The organism is Citrobacter sp. C5_2, from assembly GCF_014596845.2.
In the GTDB taxonomy this organism is placed as follows: domain Bacteria; phylum Pseudomonadota; class Gammaproteobacteria; order Enterobacterales; family Enterobacteriaceae; genus Citrobacter; species Citrobacter werkmanii.
This window is the reverse complement of the sequence record NZ_CP115032.1, coordinates 3,775,189-3,789,812: the sequence shown is the minus strand read 5'-3', so window position 1 is coordinate 3,789,812 and position 14,624 is coordinate 3,775,189. Positions and strand designations below refer to the sequence as shown.

At 53.7% G+C, this 14,624-nt stretch carries 14 protein-coding genes; 10 read left to right on the top strand and 4 right to left on the bottom strand.

Translation table 11 applies throughout. The annotated features are described in order from the left end of the window. The first annotated feature begins 40 nt into the window (after window positions 1-40). Window positions 41-2,662, top strand: a complete 2,622-nt coding sequence (locus ICA20_RS18495) for a DUF2339 domain-containing protein (protein ID WP_038638174.1) — start codon at window positions 41-43, stop codon at window positions 2,660-2,662. Then, window positions 2,659-4,056: a DUF3999 domain-containing protein gene (locus ICA20_RS18490; protein WP_038638177.1), complete on the top strand. Its 1,398-nt coding sequence runs from the start codon at window positions 2,659-2,661 to the stop codon at window positions 4,054-4,056. The genes ICA20_RS18495 and ICA20_RS18490 overlap by 4 nt, the downstream gene beginning before the upstream one ends. Before the next feature lie 48 nt (window positions 4,057-4,104). Here the strand turns inward: ICA20_RS18490 and ICA20_RS18485 are convergent, their stop codons facing one another. Together ICA20_RS18485 and acpH are read right to left on the bottom strand one after the other, a co-directional pair. Then, window positions 4,105-4,707 carry a peroxiredoxin gene (locus tag ICA20_RS18485; RefSeq protein ID WP_003021524.1) on the bottom strand — a complete coding sequence of 201 codons (603 nt, stop codon included), beginning with the start codon at window positions 4,705-4,707 and terminating at the stop codon, window positions 4,105-4,107. A gap of 168 nt (window positions 4,708-4,875) precedes the next feature. Beyond that, entirely contained in the window at window positions 4,876-5,457 is a 582-nt protein-coding gene (gene acpH / locus ICA20_RS18480) for an ACP phosphodiesterase (protein WP_038638179.1), read from the bottom strand. Window positions 5,458-5,547: 90 nt separating this feature from the next. Here acpH and queA point away from each other — a divergent pair, with 90 nt between their 5' ends. The 7 genes from queA (at window position 5,548) to ICA20_RS18445 (ending at window position 12,271) form a co-directional block, all read left to right on the top strand. Beyond that, on the top strand, window positions 5,548-6,618 hold the full coding sequence (queA, locus tag ICA20_RS18475; protein ID WP_038638182.1) for a tRNA preQ1(34) S-adenosylmethionine ribosyltransferase-isomerase QueA: 1,071 nt from the start codon (window positions 5,548-5,550) through the stop codon (window positions 6,616-6,618). Window positions 6,619-6,671: 53 nt separating this feature from the next. Further along, window positions 6,672-7,799: a tRNA guanosine(34) transglycosylase Tgt gene (tgt, locus tag ICA20_RS18470; RefSeq protein WP_003021535.1), complete on the top strand. Its 1,128-nt coding sequence runs from the start codon at window positions 6,672-6,674 to the stop codon at window positions 7,797-7,799. 22 nt (window positions 7,800-7,821) lie between these two features. Next, a complete protein-coding gene (yajC, locus tag ICA20_RS18465; RefSeq protein WP_003021544.1) occupies window positions 7,822-8,154 on the top strand; it encodes a preprotein translocase subunit YajC in 333 nt (110 codons plus the stop codon). A gap of 27 nt (window positions 8,155-8,181) precedes the next feature. Beyond that, window positions 8,182-10,029 carry a protein translocase subunit SecD gene (gene secD, locus ICA20_RS18460; RefSeq protein ID WP_071888113.1) on the top strand — a complete coding sequence of 616 codons (1,848 nt, stop codon included), beginning with the start codon at window positions 8,182-8,184 and terminating at the stop codon, window positions 10,027-10,029. 10 nt (window positions 10,030-10,039) lie between these two features. Next, window positions 10,040-11,011: a protein translocase subunit SecF gene (secF, locus tag ICA20_RS18455; protein WP_038638190.1), complete on the top strand. Its 972-nt coding sequence runs from the start codon at window positions 10,040-10,042 to the stop codon at window positions 11,009-11,011. A gap of 178 nt (window positions 11,012-11,189) precedes the next feature. Beyond that, window positions 11,190-11,555, top strand: coding sequence for a VOC family protein (locus ICA20_RS18450; RefSeq protein WP_038638193.1), 366 nt, complete (start codon window positions 11,190-11,192; stop codon window positions 11,553-11,555). A gap of 23 nt (window positions 11,556-11,578) precedes the next feature. Beyond that, the gene (locus ICA20_RS18445) at window positions 11,579-12,271 is read left to right on the top strand and encodes a YafY family protein (protein ID WP_038638197.1); all 693 of its coding nucleotides are present in this window, start codon (window positions 11,579-11,581) and stop codon (window positions 12,269-12,271) included. A 45-nt stretch (window positions 12,272-12,316) separates the two neighbouring features. Here the strand turns inward: ICA20_RS18445 and ICA20_RS18440 are convergent, their stop codons facing one another. Together ICA20_RS18440 and ICA20_RS18435 are read right to left on the bottom strand one after the other, a co-directional pair. Next, window positions 12,317-13,180 (bottom strand): nucleoside-specific channel-forming protein Tsx, encoded by an 864-nt coding sequence (locus ICA20_RS18440; RefSeq protein WP_003021561.1) that lies wholly within the window; start codon window positions 13,178-13,180, stop codon window positions 12,317-12,319. A 298-nt stretch (window positions 13,181-13,478) separates the two neighbouring features. Continuing rightward, window positions 13,479-14,018 (bottom strand): DUF3251 domain-containing protein, encoded by a 540-nt coding sequence (locus ICA20_RS18435; RefSeq protein ID WP_038638200.1) that lies wholly within the window; start codon window positions 14,016-14,018, stop codon window positions 13,479-13,481. Window positions 14,019-14,172: 154 nt separating this feature from the next. On the opposite strand from ICA20_RS18435, the gene nrdR reads away from it, so the two are divergent. Next, entirely contained in the window at window positions 14,173-14,622 is a 450-nt protein-coding gene (gene nrdR / locus ICA20_RS18430) for a transcriptional regulator NrdR (RefSeq protein WP_016152032.1), read from the top strand. The last annotated feature ends 2 nt before the right edge of the window (window positions 14,623-14,624 follow it).

The following is a 14,624-nucleotide window of genomic DNA, read 5'->3' as shown; positions in this document are numbered from 1 at the left end:
GTGTCATTCTGGTCTGTCTTTACACAGTGAAGGTGGAAACATGGATGAGCTGCTAACCCTTGGCTGCATTGTTTTATTCTTCGCGTTGGTCGTGGTTCCTGGTCTCGCGATCGTGGCATACAGACGCAGTGCGGCGGTACGTTCTGAGCTGGCGGCCTTGCGCCGTCGGGTAGAGGAACTTGAGCTGCGCGGTGTGGCGTCAGAGTCTGTGGCACAGGCTGCCGCCGATGCGCCAACGCCTGCGATGAGCAGCGTGGCGCCGGAACCTGACGCTGAGCCGACGCCTGAACCCGTTAACCCGTGGTCTTCACAGCAAAAGCCGGATAAAGCGACGGTCTCCACGCCCAACGCCCAGCGGCCTTCTGCTTTTGGCGGGGTGATATCATCGCTGGTGCGCTGGTTTATGCAGGGCAACCCGTTGGCAAAGCTCGGTATATTGCTCCTGTTCCTGGGACTTTCTTTTCTGCTGCGTTACACCGTCGAACATTCTCTGTTTCCGCTTGAGCTGCGCCTGGTGGCGGCCGCGCTGTTTGCTATTGTCCTGTTGGCGCTGGGCTGGCGGTTGCGGCATAAGCAACCGGTCTATGCGCTGATCTTACAGGGCGGGGCCACGGGAGCACTCTATCTCACCGTCTTTGGCGCGTTCCGGCTGTGGCAAATGCTGCCAATGACGCTGGCATTTGCGCTGCTGGTGGCGATTTGCGCGGCGAGCGTGGGTCTGGCTATTTTGCAAAAGGCACTCAGCCTGGCGATGCTGGCAAGCCTTGGCGGCTATCTCGCGCCGCTGCTGCTTTCCTCCGGCGGCGGCAGTCATGTCGCACTTTTCTCTTTCTATCTTCTGCTCTCGGTCGGCATTCTCGCCATTAGCATCTGGCAGCACTGGCGGGAGCTGAATCTGCTCGGCCTGCTGTTTACCTTTGGCGTTGGCGGTTTGTGGGGGCTGGAGGACTATCGACCTGAGTATTACCTGAGCTGCCAATTGTTCCTGATCGCCAACACCCTTATTTTTGGCGTGCTGAGCGTGGCGCTGTCGCTTCGTGCGCAGGAAAAAGGCAAGCAGATTATTGATGGCGTGCTGCTGTTTGCCCCTCCGCTGGTAGGTTTTGGCATGCAGTACGCCATTACGCGGCATATGGCATATGGTCCGGCGCTGAGCGCACTAGGCTACGGTGGTTTCTATCTGGTGTTAGCGACGCTGGCGTTGCGGCGTTCGTCTTTGCCGGGGAGACCGCTGGTATTGGCTGCCCTGGCGCTTGGCGGCGCATTTACTACCCTGGCTATCCCGTTGGCGCTTTCAGCCCGTTGGACGGCGATGGCCTGGTCGCTGGAGGGACTTGGGATCCTCTGGCTGGGTATCCAACAGCAGCAGCGACGCATGAGTTATAGCGGTACGGCGCTGCTCGTGCTGGCCGTGGGCAGCGCGCTATGGGCGCTGGCGAACGGCACAACTGCGCTCTCAGTGATGCTGATATTTGCCGTGCTTAGCCTCAGTTGGCTGGCTGCCGCATGGCTATGGCGCAGCATTCGGATGCAGGGCAGTTGGGGGCTACTCGCTGGCGGTTTGCTTTTCTGGATTACTGCCCTCGTTGCGGTATCGCAGCTCGTCCTGAAGCAGGAGCGGTGGGTGCTGTCTGGCGTGTTGGCATTAATGGCGGTATCGGTCTGGGGCTGGCGTACGATTGCTGGTCGCCTGGCATGGCGGGAGCTTGATGCCAGTAAATGGCTGTTATGGCCGACGATGCTGGTGATGCTGATGTATCAGATCTCCTGGCAGCAGATTTTTGCTGCGGGCTGGCCGAATCTGGCCTGGTGCGCGGCGCTAATTGTTGCAGTTGCGCTGCTCTGGCGTGACGCACAGATATTACCGCCAACGCTTTCCCGGCTGGCGCATTTGTCATTCTTCTGGATGATTGTACTGGCGCTGGCGGTTGAGCTGTTCTGGTTCGCACAGGCGCTACCGTGGGGGAGGGCCGCGTGGGGAAGCGGCCTGATGATGGCGGCTGGCGGGTTGCTGATTTTCCTGGTTTATCAAGCTGTTCAGCGCAAGCTCTGGCCATTTCGTATCTGGCCAGCCTTATATTCTGTGCAGGCGATGGTTCCCGTTGCGCTGGTGCTGATCGGTCTGCTCGTGTTGACGAATTTACAGGATGGCGTGGTTTATCGTCAGACGTATCTGCCGTTGCTCAACCCGCTGGAAGAGGGCGCAGCTTTTGCCCTGCTAGGGTTGATCGTGTTTTATCGCGCGTCTGAACGCTATTTCCCGGTGCAGCTTTCGGTGTGCCGCCCATGGCCGGTTGTGGCGCTGATGGTGCTCGGCTTTTGGTGGCTTAATGGTTTGTTGCTGCGCGCGTTGTCCTGGTATGGTGAAGTTGCGTGGAATGTACACGCCCTGTGGGATTCGCGGTTGATTCAAACCTGTTTTGCTCTGTTCTGGATGCTAACGGCATTGGTGGTGATGCTGCAGGCAACCCGGCGTCGCTCGCGGCAGGAATGGCTGTGTGGAGCCGTTTTGCTGGGGATAGTCATTATTAAACTGATGCTGGTGGACAGCGCGGGAGGCGGCGGCCTGGCGCGCGCGGTCGCGTTTATTGGCGTCGCCATTCTGGTGCTGATTATCGGGTATTTTTCACCCTTACCGCCCAAAGCTGGAGAAGAAAAATGAAATGGATTAAAGCGGTTCTCTGGAGTGCTCTGTTAGGAGCAATCGGCGCGGCGTGGGGCAGTAATACGGCTACGGATGCGCCAGCAGACTACGCGAACGGCATGAAGCTCTTAACGCCGGGGTCAGAGCAATGGTATAGCCTGCCTCTGCCTTTGGCGGTGTACCATGAGGCAGTCTGGCCGGATTTACGTGATATCCGGGTGTTCAACCGTCAGGGCGAGGTAGTGCCTTTCACTCTGCTGGCAGAAAAAACGCAGGCAACGTCCCCGAGAACGATTCCTCTGCGCCTTTTTCCGTTTGATTCTACGGTGCAACAGGTGACGCCAAAGCAAGATGATGAAAGACCCGCGGTCCTGCTTCGTGCTAAAAATGGCATCGAAATTCGCTTCGAAAGTGAAAACCTGCAATCCATCGGGCAGAGTTATTTAATCGCCTTGCCAGACGATGTCAAAGAGACGCCATCGCTGTCCCAGTTGCGTTTAAACTGGGATGCGCCTGCGAAAAACTGGCAGGGAACGGCATCGCTTTATTACAGCCGAGATTTACGTGACTGGAGGTTGATTACAGGAAATGCGCCGCTGATGGATCTGACGCATAGCGACGACCGATTGAAAATGGACACCTTAGGCGTCGATGATTTGCGCATGTCCGCTGGTGGTGTCCCATGGCTGTTGCTGATTCTTGATTCGCAAAGCCCTGCTTTAAATCTGACCGGCGTGAGTGCGATAACCCGTGAGGAGCCTCCGCTTACCCGGCCTGTTTCGATGGATGCTGAAGCGGAGAGAATTGCCGAAAACCAGGCGATTTGGCGCTGGTCCAGGCCGCAACCGTTGACTTCATTAAAGATTTCACTGGATTACGAAGGCGTATTGCCGGTTGAACTTGAATGGCGCAAGGGAGAAAAAGACGCCTGGCAGCCTTTAACCCGAACGGTTCTCTACAATCTGGAAAATCAGCATTCGGATGATATTCCACTCTCCGGTGAGTTAGTCGAGGCGGTCCGGATGACGACGCTTCAGGCGCGTTTACCCGCCACCTTACCCGTACTGAGAGGGGAGCGCGACAGCTATAAAGTGATTTTTAACGCGCAAGGCCAAAGCCCGTTTATCCTGGCATGGGGTAACAAAGCGGCGGAACCCGCGAGCATCAGTCTGGCGATGCTGATCCCGGAGGCGTTACGTAAGCACAACGATCCTGACAAAATGCCGCAGGCATTGGAGGATGAACGGGTTACTCTGGGCGGTGAGGGTCGGCTGACGGCAACGTCAGTCGCTGAGCAACAAAGCCAGTGGAAAACGCTGTTGGTGTGGGGGGCGTTAATCCTTGGCGTCGCCGTACTGGCGCTGATGGCGTGGCGAATCTGGCGTGAAGTGAAAAAGGGTAATCCGACATAAACCCATAAAAAAGGCCCGCATTGCGGGCCTTTTGTCGATTCATGCCAATTACAGGCTGGAAACGTTCTCGGTCAGGTATTTTGCCACGCCGTCCGGAGACGCGTTCATACCTTCTTTACCTTTTTCCCACTGCGCCGGGCAAACGTCGCCGTGCTCTTCGTGGAACTGCAGCGCGTCAACCATGCGCAGCATTTCGTCGATGTTACGACCCAGCGGCAGATCGTTAACCACCTGGTGACGAACAACGCCGTTAGCGTCGATCAGGAAAGAACCACGCAGAGCAACGCCCGCTTCCGGGTGCTCGATGCCGTAGGCTTTCTGGATTTCGCGTTTGATGTCAGCAACCATTGCGTATTTCACCGCACCGATGCCGCCTTTGTCGACAGGGGTGTTACGCCATGCGTTGTGGACAAATTCAGAGTCGAAAGAAACGCCAACAACTTCAACGCCGCGCTTCTGGAATTCTTCGTAACGTTTGTCGAATGCGATCAGTTCAGACGGGCAAACGAAAGTGAAGTCCATCGGCCAGAAGAACAGAACGGTGGTTTTACCGTTGGTATGCTGTTTGAAGTTGAAGTTTTCAACGATCTCACCGCTACCCAGTACCGCAGCTGCTGTGAAATCCGGAGCCTGACGAGTTACCAGTACCATATAATTCTCCTGCAATGTTAAGGGGTTTTTGGAACGCAACGCGGGCCAGTATAGAGAGTGTTCGTGAATAAGACAAAGAGGCGCTGGCAATCAATGAGACAGGTTTTGTCTATCAATCTTTTACCGGATGGTGGCTAAGGCTTATCCGGCGCGTTATGCGGGCTGCAATCAAAGGGTTTTACGCTGCGCCTGTTCCATCATCTGCGGATAAAACTGCCAGAAACGTTCTTCTAACGCATCATAATGCGTATCCAGGTCATACCATGAGGCGCGCAGGGCATCGAGACGCGGACGGCGGCTGGCCATGCCGTTCAGGACGTTCTGGATAAAATCCATGTCACGATAGCGCTCAAGCCATTTTTCTGACCATATATAGTTGTTTAAGTTAATAAAGCGCGGCGGCGATTCCGGCAAAATTGTGGTCACCTGGGTGCGGGCATAGCGCACAAAGTCTACCAGCGGGAAGTCTGGGGAGATTTCCGCCCAGTGGCGCGACAGAAAGTGATCCCACATCACGTCCAGCGTAATTGGCGCGACGCGGCGCGTTTCGCTACGAAACCACTCTTTGGCTTCACGCACCTGCGGCAGGTTATCGGTCATCACGTCGATACGACGGTGCATGAAGATGCCTTCCACCACCTCAGGCGAAAAATGCGTTTCCGGATTACCCCGGACAAAATCGGCCAGCAGATTGCCGGAAAGCGAGCTGTCGGCAAGATGAGCGAGATGCAAATGTGCAAGAAAATTCATAGTTAAACGTTTATCCAGAGGGGTAAAGGTTGCAGGGAGAACGCCCCGGCACTAGACTACCCGCCTCTTATTTTAGTCTGAGTCAGTGTCATGCGCGTTACCGATTTCACCTTTGAACTACCCGAATCCCTGATTGCCCACTATCCGCAAGCTGAGCGCAGTAGCTGCCGCTTGCTGTCTTTGGACGGGCCGACGGGCGCGCTGACGCACGGTACTTTCACCGATTTGCTCGATAAGCTCAACCCTGGCGATTTGCTGGTCTTTAACAACACCCGCGTCATACCTGCGCGTCTGTTTGGCCGTAAAGCCAGCGGCGGTAAGATTGAAGTGCTGGTCGAACGCATGCTGGATGACAAGCGTATTTTGGCACACATTCGCGCCTCGAAAGCGCCGAAGCCGGGTGCCGAGCTGCTGTTGGGCGACGATGAAAGTATTAAAGCGACGATGGTTGCCCGTCACGACGCGCTGTTTGAAGTGGCGTTTGACGATGAACGCAGCGTGCTTGATATCCTCAATGCCATCGGCCATATGCCGTTGCCGCCGTATATTGACCGCCCGGACGAAGACGCCGACCGCGAGCTGTACCAGACCGTGTATAGCGAAAAACCGGGTGCCGTCGCTGCGCCGACCGCGGGGCTGCACTTTGACGAGCCGCTGCTGGCGAAACTGCGCGATAAAGGCATTGAAATGGCGTTCGTTACGTTGCACGTCGGCGCGGGTACCTTCCAGCCGGTGCGCGTAGACACTATCGAAGACCACATTATGCACTCCGAATATGCGGAAGTGCCGCAGGATGTGGTTGACGCGGTGCTGGCGGCGAAGGCGCGTGGCAACCGCGTGATAGCCGTGGGCACAACGTCCGTTCGCTCACTGGAAAGCGCGGCGCAGGCTGCAAAAAACGATCTCATTGCGCCGTTCTTCGGCGATACGCAGATATTTATTTATCCAGGCTATAAATACCAGGTGATTGATGCCCTGGTCACCAACTTCCACCTGCCGGAATCGACGCTGATCATGCTGGTTTCTGCGTTTGCTGGTTATAAAAACACCATGCACGCCTACCACGAAGCGGTAAAAGCGGAATATCGCTTTTTTAGTTACGGAGATGCGATGTTTATCACGTACAATCCGCAGGCTATTTCTGAGCGTGTCGGGGAATAAATTTCCGGCATGAGTATTTAACGTCGGACTGTTTTTCTGACGCAGGAGTTAAGATGAAATTTGAACTGGACACCACAGACGGTCGCGCGCGTCGCGGCCGCCTGGTTTTTGATCGTGGCGTAGTGGAAACACCTGCATTTATGCCGGTCGGTACTTACGGCACCGTAAAAGGCATGACGCCGGAAGAAGTTGAAGCCACCGGCGCGCAGATCATTCTCGGCAACACTTTCCACCTGTGGCTACGCCCGGGTCAGGAAATCATGAAGCTGCACGGCGATCTGCACGATTTCATGCAGTGGAAAGGGCCAATCCTTACCGATTCCGGCGGCTTCCAGGTTTTCAGTCTGGGCGATATCCGCAAGATCACCGAGCAGGGCGTGCATTTCCGCAACCCGATCAACGGCGATCCGATTTTCCTCGATCCTGAGAAGTCAATGGAGATTCAATACGATCTCGGTTCCGATATCGTGATGATCTTCGACGAATGTACACCGTACCCGGCCGACTGGGACTATGCTAAACGCTCAATGGAGATGTCTCTGCGTTGGGCGAAGCGCAGTCGCGACCGTTTTGACAGTCTCGGCAACAAAAATGCGCTTTTTGGCATCATTCAGGGCAGCGTTTACGAAGATTTACGTGATATCTCTGTCAAAGGTCTGGTAGATATCGGCTTTGATGGCTACGCTGTCGGCGGTTTGGCTGTCGGTGAGCCGAAGGAAGATATGCACCGCATTCTGGAGCATGTTTGCCCACAGATTCCGGCAGATAAACCGCGTTACCTGATGGGCGTCGGCAAACCAGAAGATCTGGTTGAAGGCGTACGTCGCGGTATCGATATGTTTGACTGCGTGATGCCAACGCGAAATGCCCGTAATGGTCATTTGTTTGTGACTGACGGCGTGGTAAAAATTCGTAACGCGAAACATAAAAGCGACACCAGTCCGCTCGATGCTGAGTGTGATTGCTACACCTGTCGCAATTATTCGCGCGCTTACTTGCATCATCTCGACCGTTGCAACGAAATATTGGGCGCGCGTCTCAACACGATTCATAACCTTCGCTACTACCAGCGTTTGATGGCGGGTTTACGCAAGGCTATTGAAGAGGGTAAATTAGAGAGCTTCGTGACCGATTTTTACCAACGTCAGGGGCGACCAGTTCCACCTGTGAACGTTGATTAATTTTAATAATGAGGGAATTTGAATGAGCTTTTTTATTTCTGATGCGGTAGCGGCAACAGGTGCTCCGGCGCAGGGCAGCCCGATGTCTCTGATTCTGATGCTGGTGGTGTTTGGTCTGATTTTCTACTTTATGATCCTGCGTCCGCAACAAAAGCGTACCAAAGAACACAAAAATCTGATGAACTCCATTGCGAAAGGCGATGAAGTGCTGACTAACGGTGGTCTGGTGGGTCGCGTGACCAAAGTAGCAGAATCTGGCTACATCGCTATTGCGCTGAACGATACCACTGAAGTGGTTATTAAACGTGATTTCGTAGCTGCCGTTCTGCCGAAAGGCACCATGAAGGCGCTGTAATTTATTGTTTTCCCAAAGGGAACTGCCGTGTTAAACCGTTATCCTTTGTGGAAGTACATTATGCTGGTCGTCGTGATTGTCGTCGGCCTGCTTTACGCACTTCCCAACCTGTATGGTGAGGATCCGGCTGTTCAAATCACTGGCGTGCGCGGTGCCGCCGCCAGTGAGCAAACGCTGATCCAGGTCCAGAAAACGTTACAAGAAGATAAAATCACACCTAAGTCTGTGGCTCTGGAAGAGGGTGCTATTCTTGCGCGCTTCGACTCCACTGATACCCAACTGCGCGCACGTGAAGTGCTGATGGGCGTGCTGGGCGATCAATACGTCGTGGCGCTTAACCTTGCTCCGGCAACCCCGCGCTGGCTGGCAGCCATTCACGCAGAACCGATGAAACTCGGTCTTGACCTGCGTGGCGGCGTTCACTTCCTGATGGAAGTGGATATGGACACCGCGCTGAGTAAGTTGCAGGAACAAAATATCGATAGCCTGCGCAGCGATCTGCGTGAAAAAGGCATTCCTTATACTACCGTTCGTAAAGAAGATAACTACGGCCTGAGCATCACCTTCCGTGACAGCAGCGCCCGTGATGAAGCTATCTCTTATCTGAGCAAGCGTCACCAGGATCTGGTTATTTCCAGCCAGGGCAGCAATGCTCTGCGTGCGGTGATGACCGATGCGCGCCTGAGTGAAGCCCGTGAATACGCGGTACAGCAGAACATCAATATTCTGCGTAATCGTGTGAACCAGTTGGGTGTTGCTGAGCCGGTGGTACAACGTCAGGGCGCTGACCGTATTGTCGTCGAACTGCCGGGTATTCAGGATACCGCGCGCGCGAAAGAAATTCTGGGCGCAACCGCGACGCTGGAATTCCGTCTGGTAAACACCAACGTTGACCAGTCTGCCGCGGCATCCGGGCGCGTGCCGGGTGATTCGGAAGTGAAACAGTCTCGTGAAGGTCAGCCGGTTGTGCTGTACAAACGCGTGATCCTGACTGGTGACCATATCACCGATTCCACTTCCAGCCAGGACGAATACAATCAGCCGCAGGTTAACATCTCGCTGGATAGCGCGGGTGGTAACATCATGTCCAACTTCACCAAGGACAACATCGGTAAGCCGATGGCGACCCTGTTTGTGGAGTACAAAGACAGCGGTAAAAAAGATGCCAACGGTCGCGCTGTGCTGGTGAAACAGGAAGAGGTGATTAACATCGCCAACATCCAGTCTCGTCTGGGTAACAGCTTCCGTATCACCGGTATCAACAACCCGAACGAAGCGCGTCAGCTTTCTCTGCTGTTACGTGCCGGTGCGTTGATCGCGCCGATTCAGATTGTTGAAGAACGTACCATCGGCCCAACCCTGGGTATGCAGAACATCAAACAGGGTCTGGAAGCCTGTCTGGCCGGTCTGGTGGTGTCTATCCTGTTCATGATCTTCTTCTATAAGAAGTTCGGCCTGATTGCGACCAGCGCGCTGATCGCTAACCTGGTGCTGATTGTCGGCATTATGTCGCTGTTGCCGGGAGCTACGCTGAGTATGCCGGGGATTGCGGGGATCGTCTTAACCCTTGCCGTCGCGGTCGATGCTAACGTACTGATCAACGAACGTATCAAAGAAGAGTTGAGTAACGGTCGTTCGGTGCAGCAGGCCATCAATGAAGGTTATGCGGGCGCATTTAGCTCCATCTTCGATGCGAACATTACGACGCTGATTAAGGTCATTATCCTGTACGCAGTCGGCACCGGGGCAATTAAAGGGTTCGCGATTACTACCGGTATTGGGGTAGCGACGTCGATGTTTACCGCAATTGTCGGTACACGTGCCATCGTAAACCTGTTGTATGGCGGCAAGCGCGTCAAAAAGCTGTCAATCTGAGGAGTGCGAAGTGGCACAGGAATATACTGTTGAACAATTGAACCACGGCCGTAAAGTCTGGGACTTTATGCGCTGGGACTACTGGGCTTTCGGCATTTCAGGTTTTCTGCTGATCGCGGCCATCGTGATTATGGGCGTGCGCGGCTTTAACTGGGGTCTCGATTTCACCGGTGGTACGGTCATTGAAATCACGCTGGAAAAACCAGCTGAAATGGACGTGATGCGCGATGCGCTGGAGAAAGCGGGCTTTGTTGATCCGCTTCTGCAAAACTTCGGCAGCAGCCACGACATTATGGTGCGTATGCCGCCAACTGAAGGCGCAGACGGCGGTCAGGTGCTGGGTAGCAAAGTGTTGAGTGTGATTAACGAATCCACCAACCAAAACGCTGCGGTGAAGCGAATTGAATTCGTGGGGCCGAGCGTGGGTGCAGACCTGGCGCAAACCGGTGCGATGGCGCTGATGGCGGCGCTGATCTCAATCCTGGTGTACGTCGGTTTCCGCTTTGAGTGGCGACTGGCTGCAGGGGTAGTTATCGCGCTGGCGCACGACGTAATCATCACACTTGGGATCCTGTCGTTGTTCCATATCGAGATTGACCTGACTATCGTCGCATCGCTGATGTCGGTAATCGGTTACTCGCTGAACGACAGTATCGTCGTCTCTGACCGTATTCGTGAAAACTTCCGCAAAATTCGTCGCGGTACGCCTTACGAAATCTTTAACGTGTCATTGACGCAGACGCTGCACCGTACGTTGATTACGTCCGGTACGACGTTGATGGTTATTCTGATGCTTTTCCTGTTCGGTGGTCCGGTACTGGAAGGCTTCTCGCTGACCATGCTTATCGGTGTTTCCATCGGTACCGCGTCTTCTATCTACGTGGCATCGGCGCTGGCGCTGAAGCTGGGTATGAAGCGTGAGCATATGCTGCAGCAGAAGGTCGAGAAAGAAGGGGCGGATCAACCGTCGATTCTGCCTTAAGCGACGCAGAGCGTGTGAAGCGTAAGAACTGGAATCCCGATCGCAAGGTCGGGATTTTTTTTGCTTGTGCTTTAGCGACTGAGCATTATCTTTTTCTGTCGCCACACTACTGACAGTATGCTGTCAGTAGCCCTGTCTTATAGTCCTTCTGAGATTACCCACACAGGCAGGAGGAAGTATGAACAACGTAATTAACTGGTTTGAAATTCCCGTGGCACAAATGGAGCGCGCCATCGCTTTTTATGAGCCAGTGATGCAGGTTTCTTTGCGTCGGGAGAATATGGACTGCGCCGAGCTGGCCGTATTCCCGCATCAGGATCCTGCTCCTGGCGGGGCGTTGGCTAAATTTGACGGTATTTCGCCTTCAGCGCAGGGCGCTATTATTTATCTGCATACGGACAATTTGGCTGCCACGCTTGAACGCGTCGCCACCGCTCGCGGTCAATGCGTGTTTGGCCCGCTCGAACTGGGGCCGGACATTGGTACGATTGCGCTATTTACTGACAGTGAAGGCAATCGTGTTGGTTTACATCAACCCGCGTAATATTTTCAGGCCAGAGGATTAAAATGAGTAGACGCGCCGACCGTTTGTTTCAGATTGTACAAATCCTGCGTGGCAGGCGAGTGACAACGGCGGCGCTGCTGGCAGAACGTCTTGACGTTTCTGAACGGACGATTTATCGCGATATCCGCGATCTCTCTTTATCCGGCGTGCCCATTGAAGGCGAAGTGGGCAGCGGATACCGCTTAATGGCCGGGTTTGATCTGCCACCGTTGATGTTAACGCATCACGAATCAGAAGCATTGATGGTCGCGATTCGGTTGCTGAAAACATGGGGCGGGGATTCACTTTCACAGGCACTGGAGTCCGCGCAGGAAAAAGTGCTGGCGATATTGCCGCCAGAGAGTCGCCGCAGGGCCGAGCAAACGCGGATTTTTGCGCCAGATTTTGGTAATCAGCCGCATTCACGCAGTGCCTTCGATCTCATACATCGCGCGGTTTCGGCGCAGCAGACGCTGGCGCTGCATTATCGAGATGAGTCCGGGAACCTCTCCTGGCGCGACGTTCAGCCGCTGGGATTATTTTTCTGGGGCGAGCACTGGCTTCTGGTTGCCTGGTGCGAGAAGCGTGACGATTATCGCTGCTTTCGCGTTGATCGCTGTCTGAAGATCACGCTGCTCGACAGGCATTTTCGTGAATCGGCAGATCGCTCGCTAAGTGACTTTTTACGTAAAGTACGTTGTGAAGACCAGCCGTAAAAAAGCCAGCGGTTAAGCTGGCTTGTCTGCGATAAATTGTCTGGATTAGAAGTTGTAACCTACGACCAGATAACCACCCCAACCGGTTGATTTCGCGCTGAAGTCGCCTTCGCCCCAGTTCAGGGTATCCCCACCTTTCCACTGGCCGCCGTTATGGAAATAACGCGCGACTACGGAGTAGTGCCAGTGATCGTAGTTCAGCGCCAGCACGTGGCTGGAAGCGATAGAGTTGCTGGTACGGTTAGGATCATCACCCAAATCTGAACCCCAGTCGAAGTTGGTGAAGCCAATATAGGTCAACTGACCGCCCCAAACCTGGGTGATCGGCACAAAGTATTTCACTTTGAAACGGTAACCATCCCACTCGTTTTCGTTGGATGCGCCATAGTTCTGCCACTGGTATTTAGCATACACGTTCAGGGACAGACCCATCGGCAGCCCGGTGTCGATATCGGTACCCAGACCCATATACCAGGTGCTCTGGCGGCTGGCTTTGTTATCACCCATATCGTAGATGTAGTTGTTGGCGAAGTACCATTCTTTGAATGGTCCAAAGCTCAGGTCAGCACCGGTCAGCTTGTCGATGGAGAAACGCGGTTCGATTTCCATAAACAGCGGAGAACCGTCAGACCAGATACCTTTGTCGTTACCGTTACCCCAGTCGAAGGTTTTCGGGATATCGATGTAGCCATAGAAATCAAACCAGTCTTTTTTGGCAAACGCTTCGTATTCCAGATACACGTCGTTGTTCAGTTTCGGAGAGAAACGGGTGTGGTAGCTGCCCACCACGTTGACGCTTTGGTGCCACCAGTCGGACAGATATTGCGGTTTGTCATTTTCTGCTGCATTGGCAGTAAAAGACGAGGAGAGTGCCAGCACTGCACCGGCTGCAAGTAATGTTTTTTTCATATGTATGCCACTGTTTGAAATCCCTTTCGGGAGTGAAAAATGCGCAAATTGCGTTTCTAAATATTTCGTAATTCTTCGGAGCCTATTATAAAAATCATTGTTCACAAAAATATGTCTTGTTTCACAGTTCTATCATTTACGTAATCGATTGCGTTCACGTTTGCTTACTTTAGGCGGCGAATTGTACTGGCTCTGATGAATGTTGCCAAGTTTTGCCAGAAATATCGGTTATGTCAGGGGAGTAACAAAAGGGGCCGAATTGATGTTGCGGAACGCACAAAACGTTCCGCAAAAAAGTTTATTGGCTAACAGGCTGTACGTCGTGAATGCGAACAAATCCCAACTGGTCGGGGGAGAGACCATTTATCTGCAACGGAATGTCTACGTCGCTGGGGGCAAGAATACTTGCCGGGGCATTGACCAGTTGATTTTGAACATTCACTTCCTGGTAATTCTCTGTAGTGCCCTGAATTTGCCCGTACTCTACGGTGGCGCTGAAGGCGGGCAAGGGCGTATTGGACTCGCCCTGAATGTGTAGCGTTAACCGTGTGCCATCGGCGTTCGGCGCAATATTCACCAGCGACATACGTAGCGTGCCGATCTGGCTTTCCAGCCGGGCAGGCGTTTTGGAGCCCGGCAACAGATAGGCGCCACTGGTCGATTTGGCATTCAACATATTTTGTTGCGTAATTTTTACCGTTTCCTGATTAAGCTGCGTCATCTCTTTATTTAGCGTGCTTACGCTTTGATGCATCTGGCGTACTTCGCTTTGCTGCGCGCAGGCGCTAAGACTAAAGAGGCTTCCCACCAGGAGAATTCTTAGGTAACGTCTTGTCATTGTGATTACTTCCTTCATTGTCGCGATAGCATAATGGTAGTGTGCACAGAGCACGAAGGCATCGATCCTTTGTCTCAAAAGCGCTGCGCCTTTGTTGTCACGCCAGTTCAGGGTAAAATAGATTTCTGTGAACCACTGAGGTACAGGACGCCGTATGCATTGCCCATTCTGTTTCGCCGTAGACACTAAGGTAATTGACTCTCGTCTTGTAGGCGAGGGCTCCTCAGTACGCCGCCGTCGGCAGTGTCTGGTCTGTAACGAACGTTTCACCACTTTTGAAGTGGCTGAACTTGTCATGCCGCGCGTTGTGAAGAGCAACGATGTGCGTGAACCCTTTAATGAAGATAAGCTGCGCAGCGGCATGCTCAGAGCGCTGGAGAAACGCCCGGTCAGCTCAGATGACGTCGAAATGGCGTTAAACCATATCAAATCACAACTGCGTGCGACTGGCGAGCGTGAGGTGCCGAGTAAGATGATCGGCAACCTGGTGATGGAGCAGTTGAAAAAGCTCGATAAAGTCGCTTACATCCGCTTTGCTTCGGTTTACCGCAGTTTCGAAGATATCAAAGAATTTGGCGAAGAGATTGCTCGCCTACAGGACTAAGC

Bases quoted from the DNA above. Each gene is read 5' to 3' on its own strand.
- ICA20_RS18435 (WP_038638200.1), bottom strand. From the start codon at position 14,018: ATGACAAGACGTTACCTAAGAATTCTCCTGGTGGGAAGCCTCTTTAGT.
- ICA20_RS18490 (WP_038638177.1), top strand. From the start codon at position 2,659: ATGAAATGGATTAAAGCGGTTCTCTGGAGTGCTCTGTTAGGAGCAATC.
- ICA20_RS18450 (WP_038638193.1), top strand. From the start codon at position 11,190: ATGAACAACGTAATTAACTGGTTTGAAATTCCCGTGGCACAAATGGAG.
- ICA20_RS18445 (WP_038638197.1), top strand. From the start codon at position 11,579: ATGAGTAGACGCGCCGACCGTTTGTTTCAGATTGTACAAATCCTGCGT.
- ICA20_RS18485 (WP_003021524.1), bottom strand. From the start codon at position 4,707: ATGGTACTGGTAACTCGTCAGGCTCCGGATTTCACAGCAGCTGCGGTA.
- nrdR (WP_016152032.1), top strand. From the start codon at position 14,173: ATGCATTGCCCATTCTGTTTCGCCGTAGACACTAAGGTAATTGACTCT.
- yajC (WP_003021544.1), top strand. From the start codon at position 7,822: ATGAGCTTTTTTATTTCTGATGCGGTAGCGGCAACAGGTGCTCCGGCG.
- queA (WP_038638182.1), top strand. From the start codon at position 5,548: ATGCGCGTTACCGATTTCACCTTTGAACTACCCGAATCCCTGATTGCC.
- ICA20_RS18495 (WP_038638174.1), top strand. From the start codon at position 41: ATGGATGAGCTGCTAACCCTTGGCTGCATTGTTTTATTCTTCGCGTTG.
- acpH (WP_038638179.1), bottom strand. From the start codon at position 5,457: ATGAATTTTCTTGCACATTTGCATCTCGCTCATCTTGCCGACAGCTCG.
- tgt (WP_003021535.1), top strand. From the start codon at position 6,672: ATGAAATTTGAACTGGACACCACAGACGGTCGCGCGCGTCGCGGCCGC.
- ICA20_RS18440 (WP_003021561.1), bottom strand. From the start codon at position 13,180: ATGAAAAAAACATTACTTGCAGCCGGTGCAGTGCTGGCACTCTCCTCG.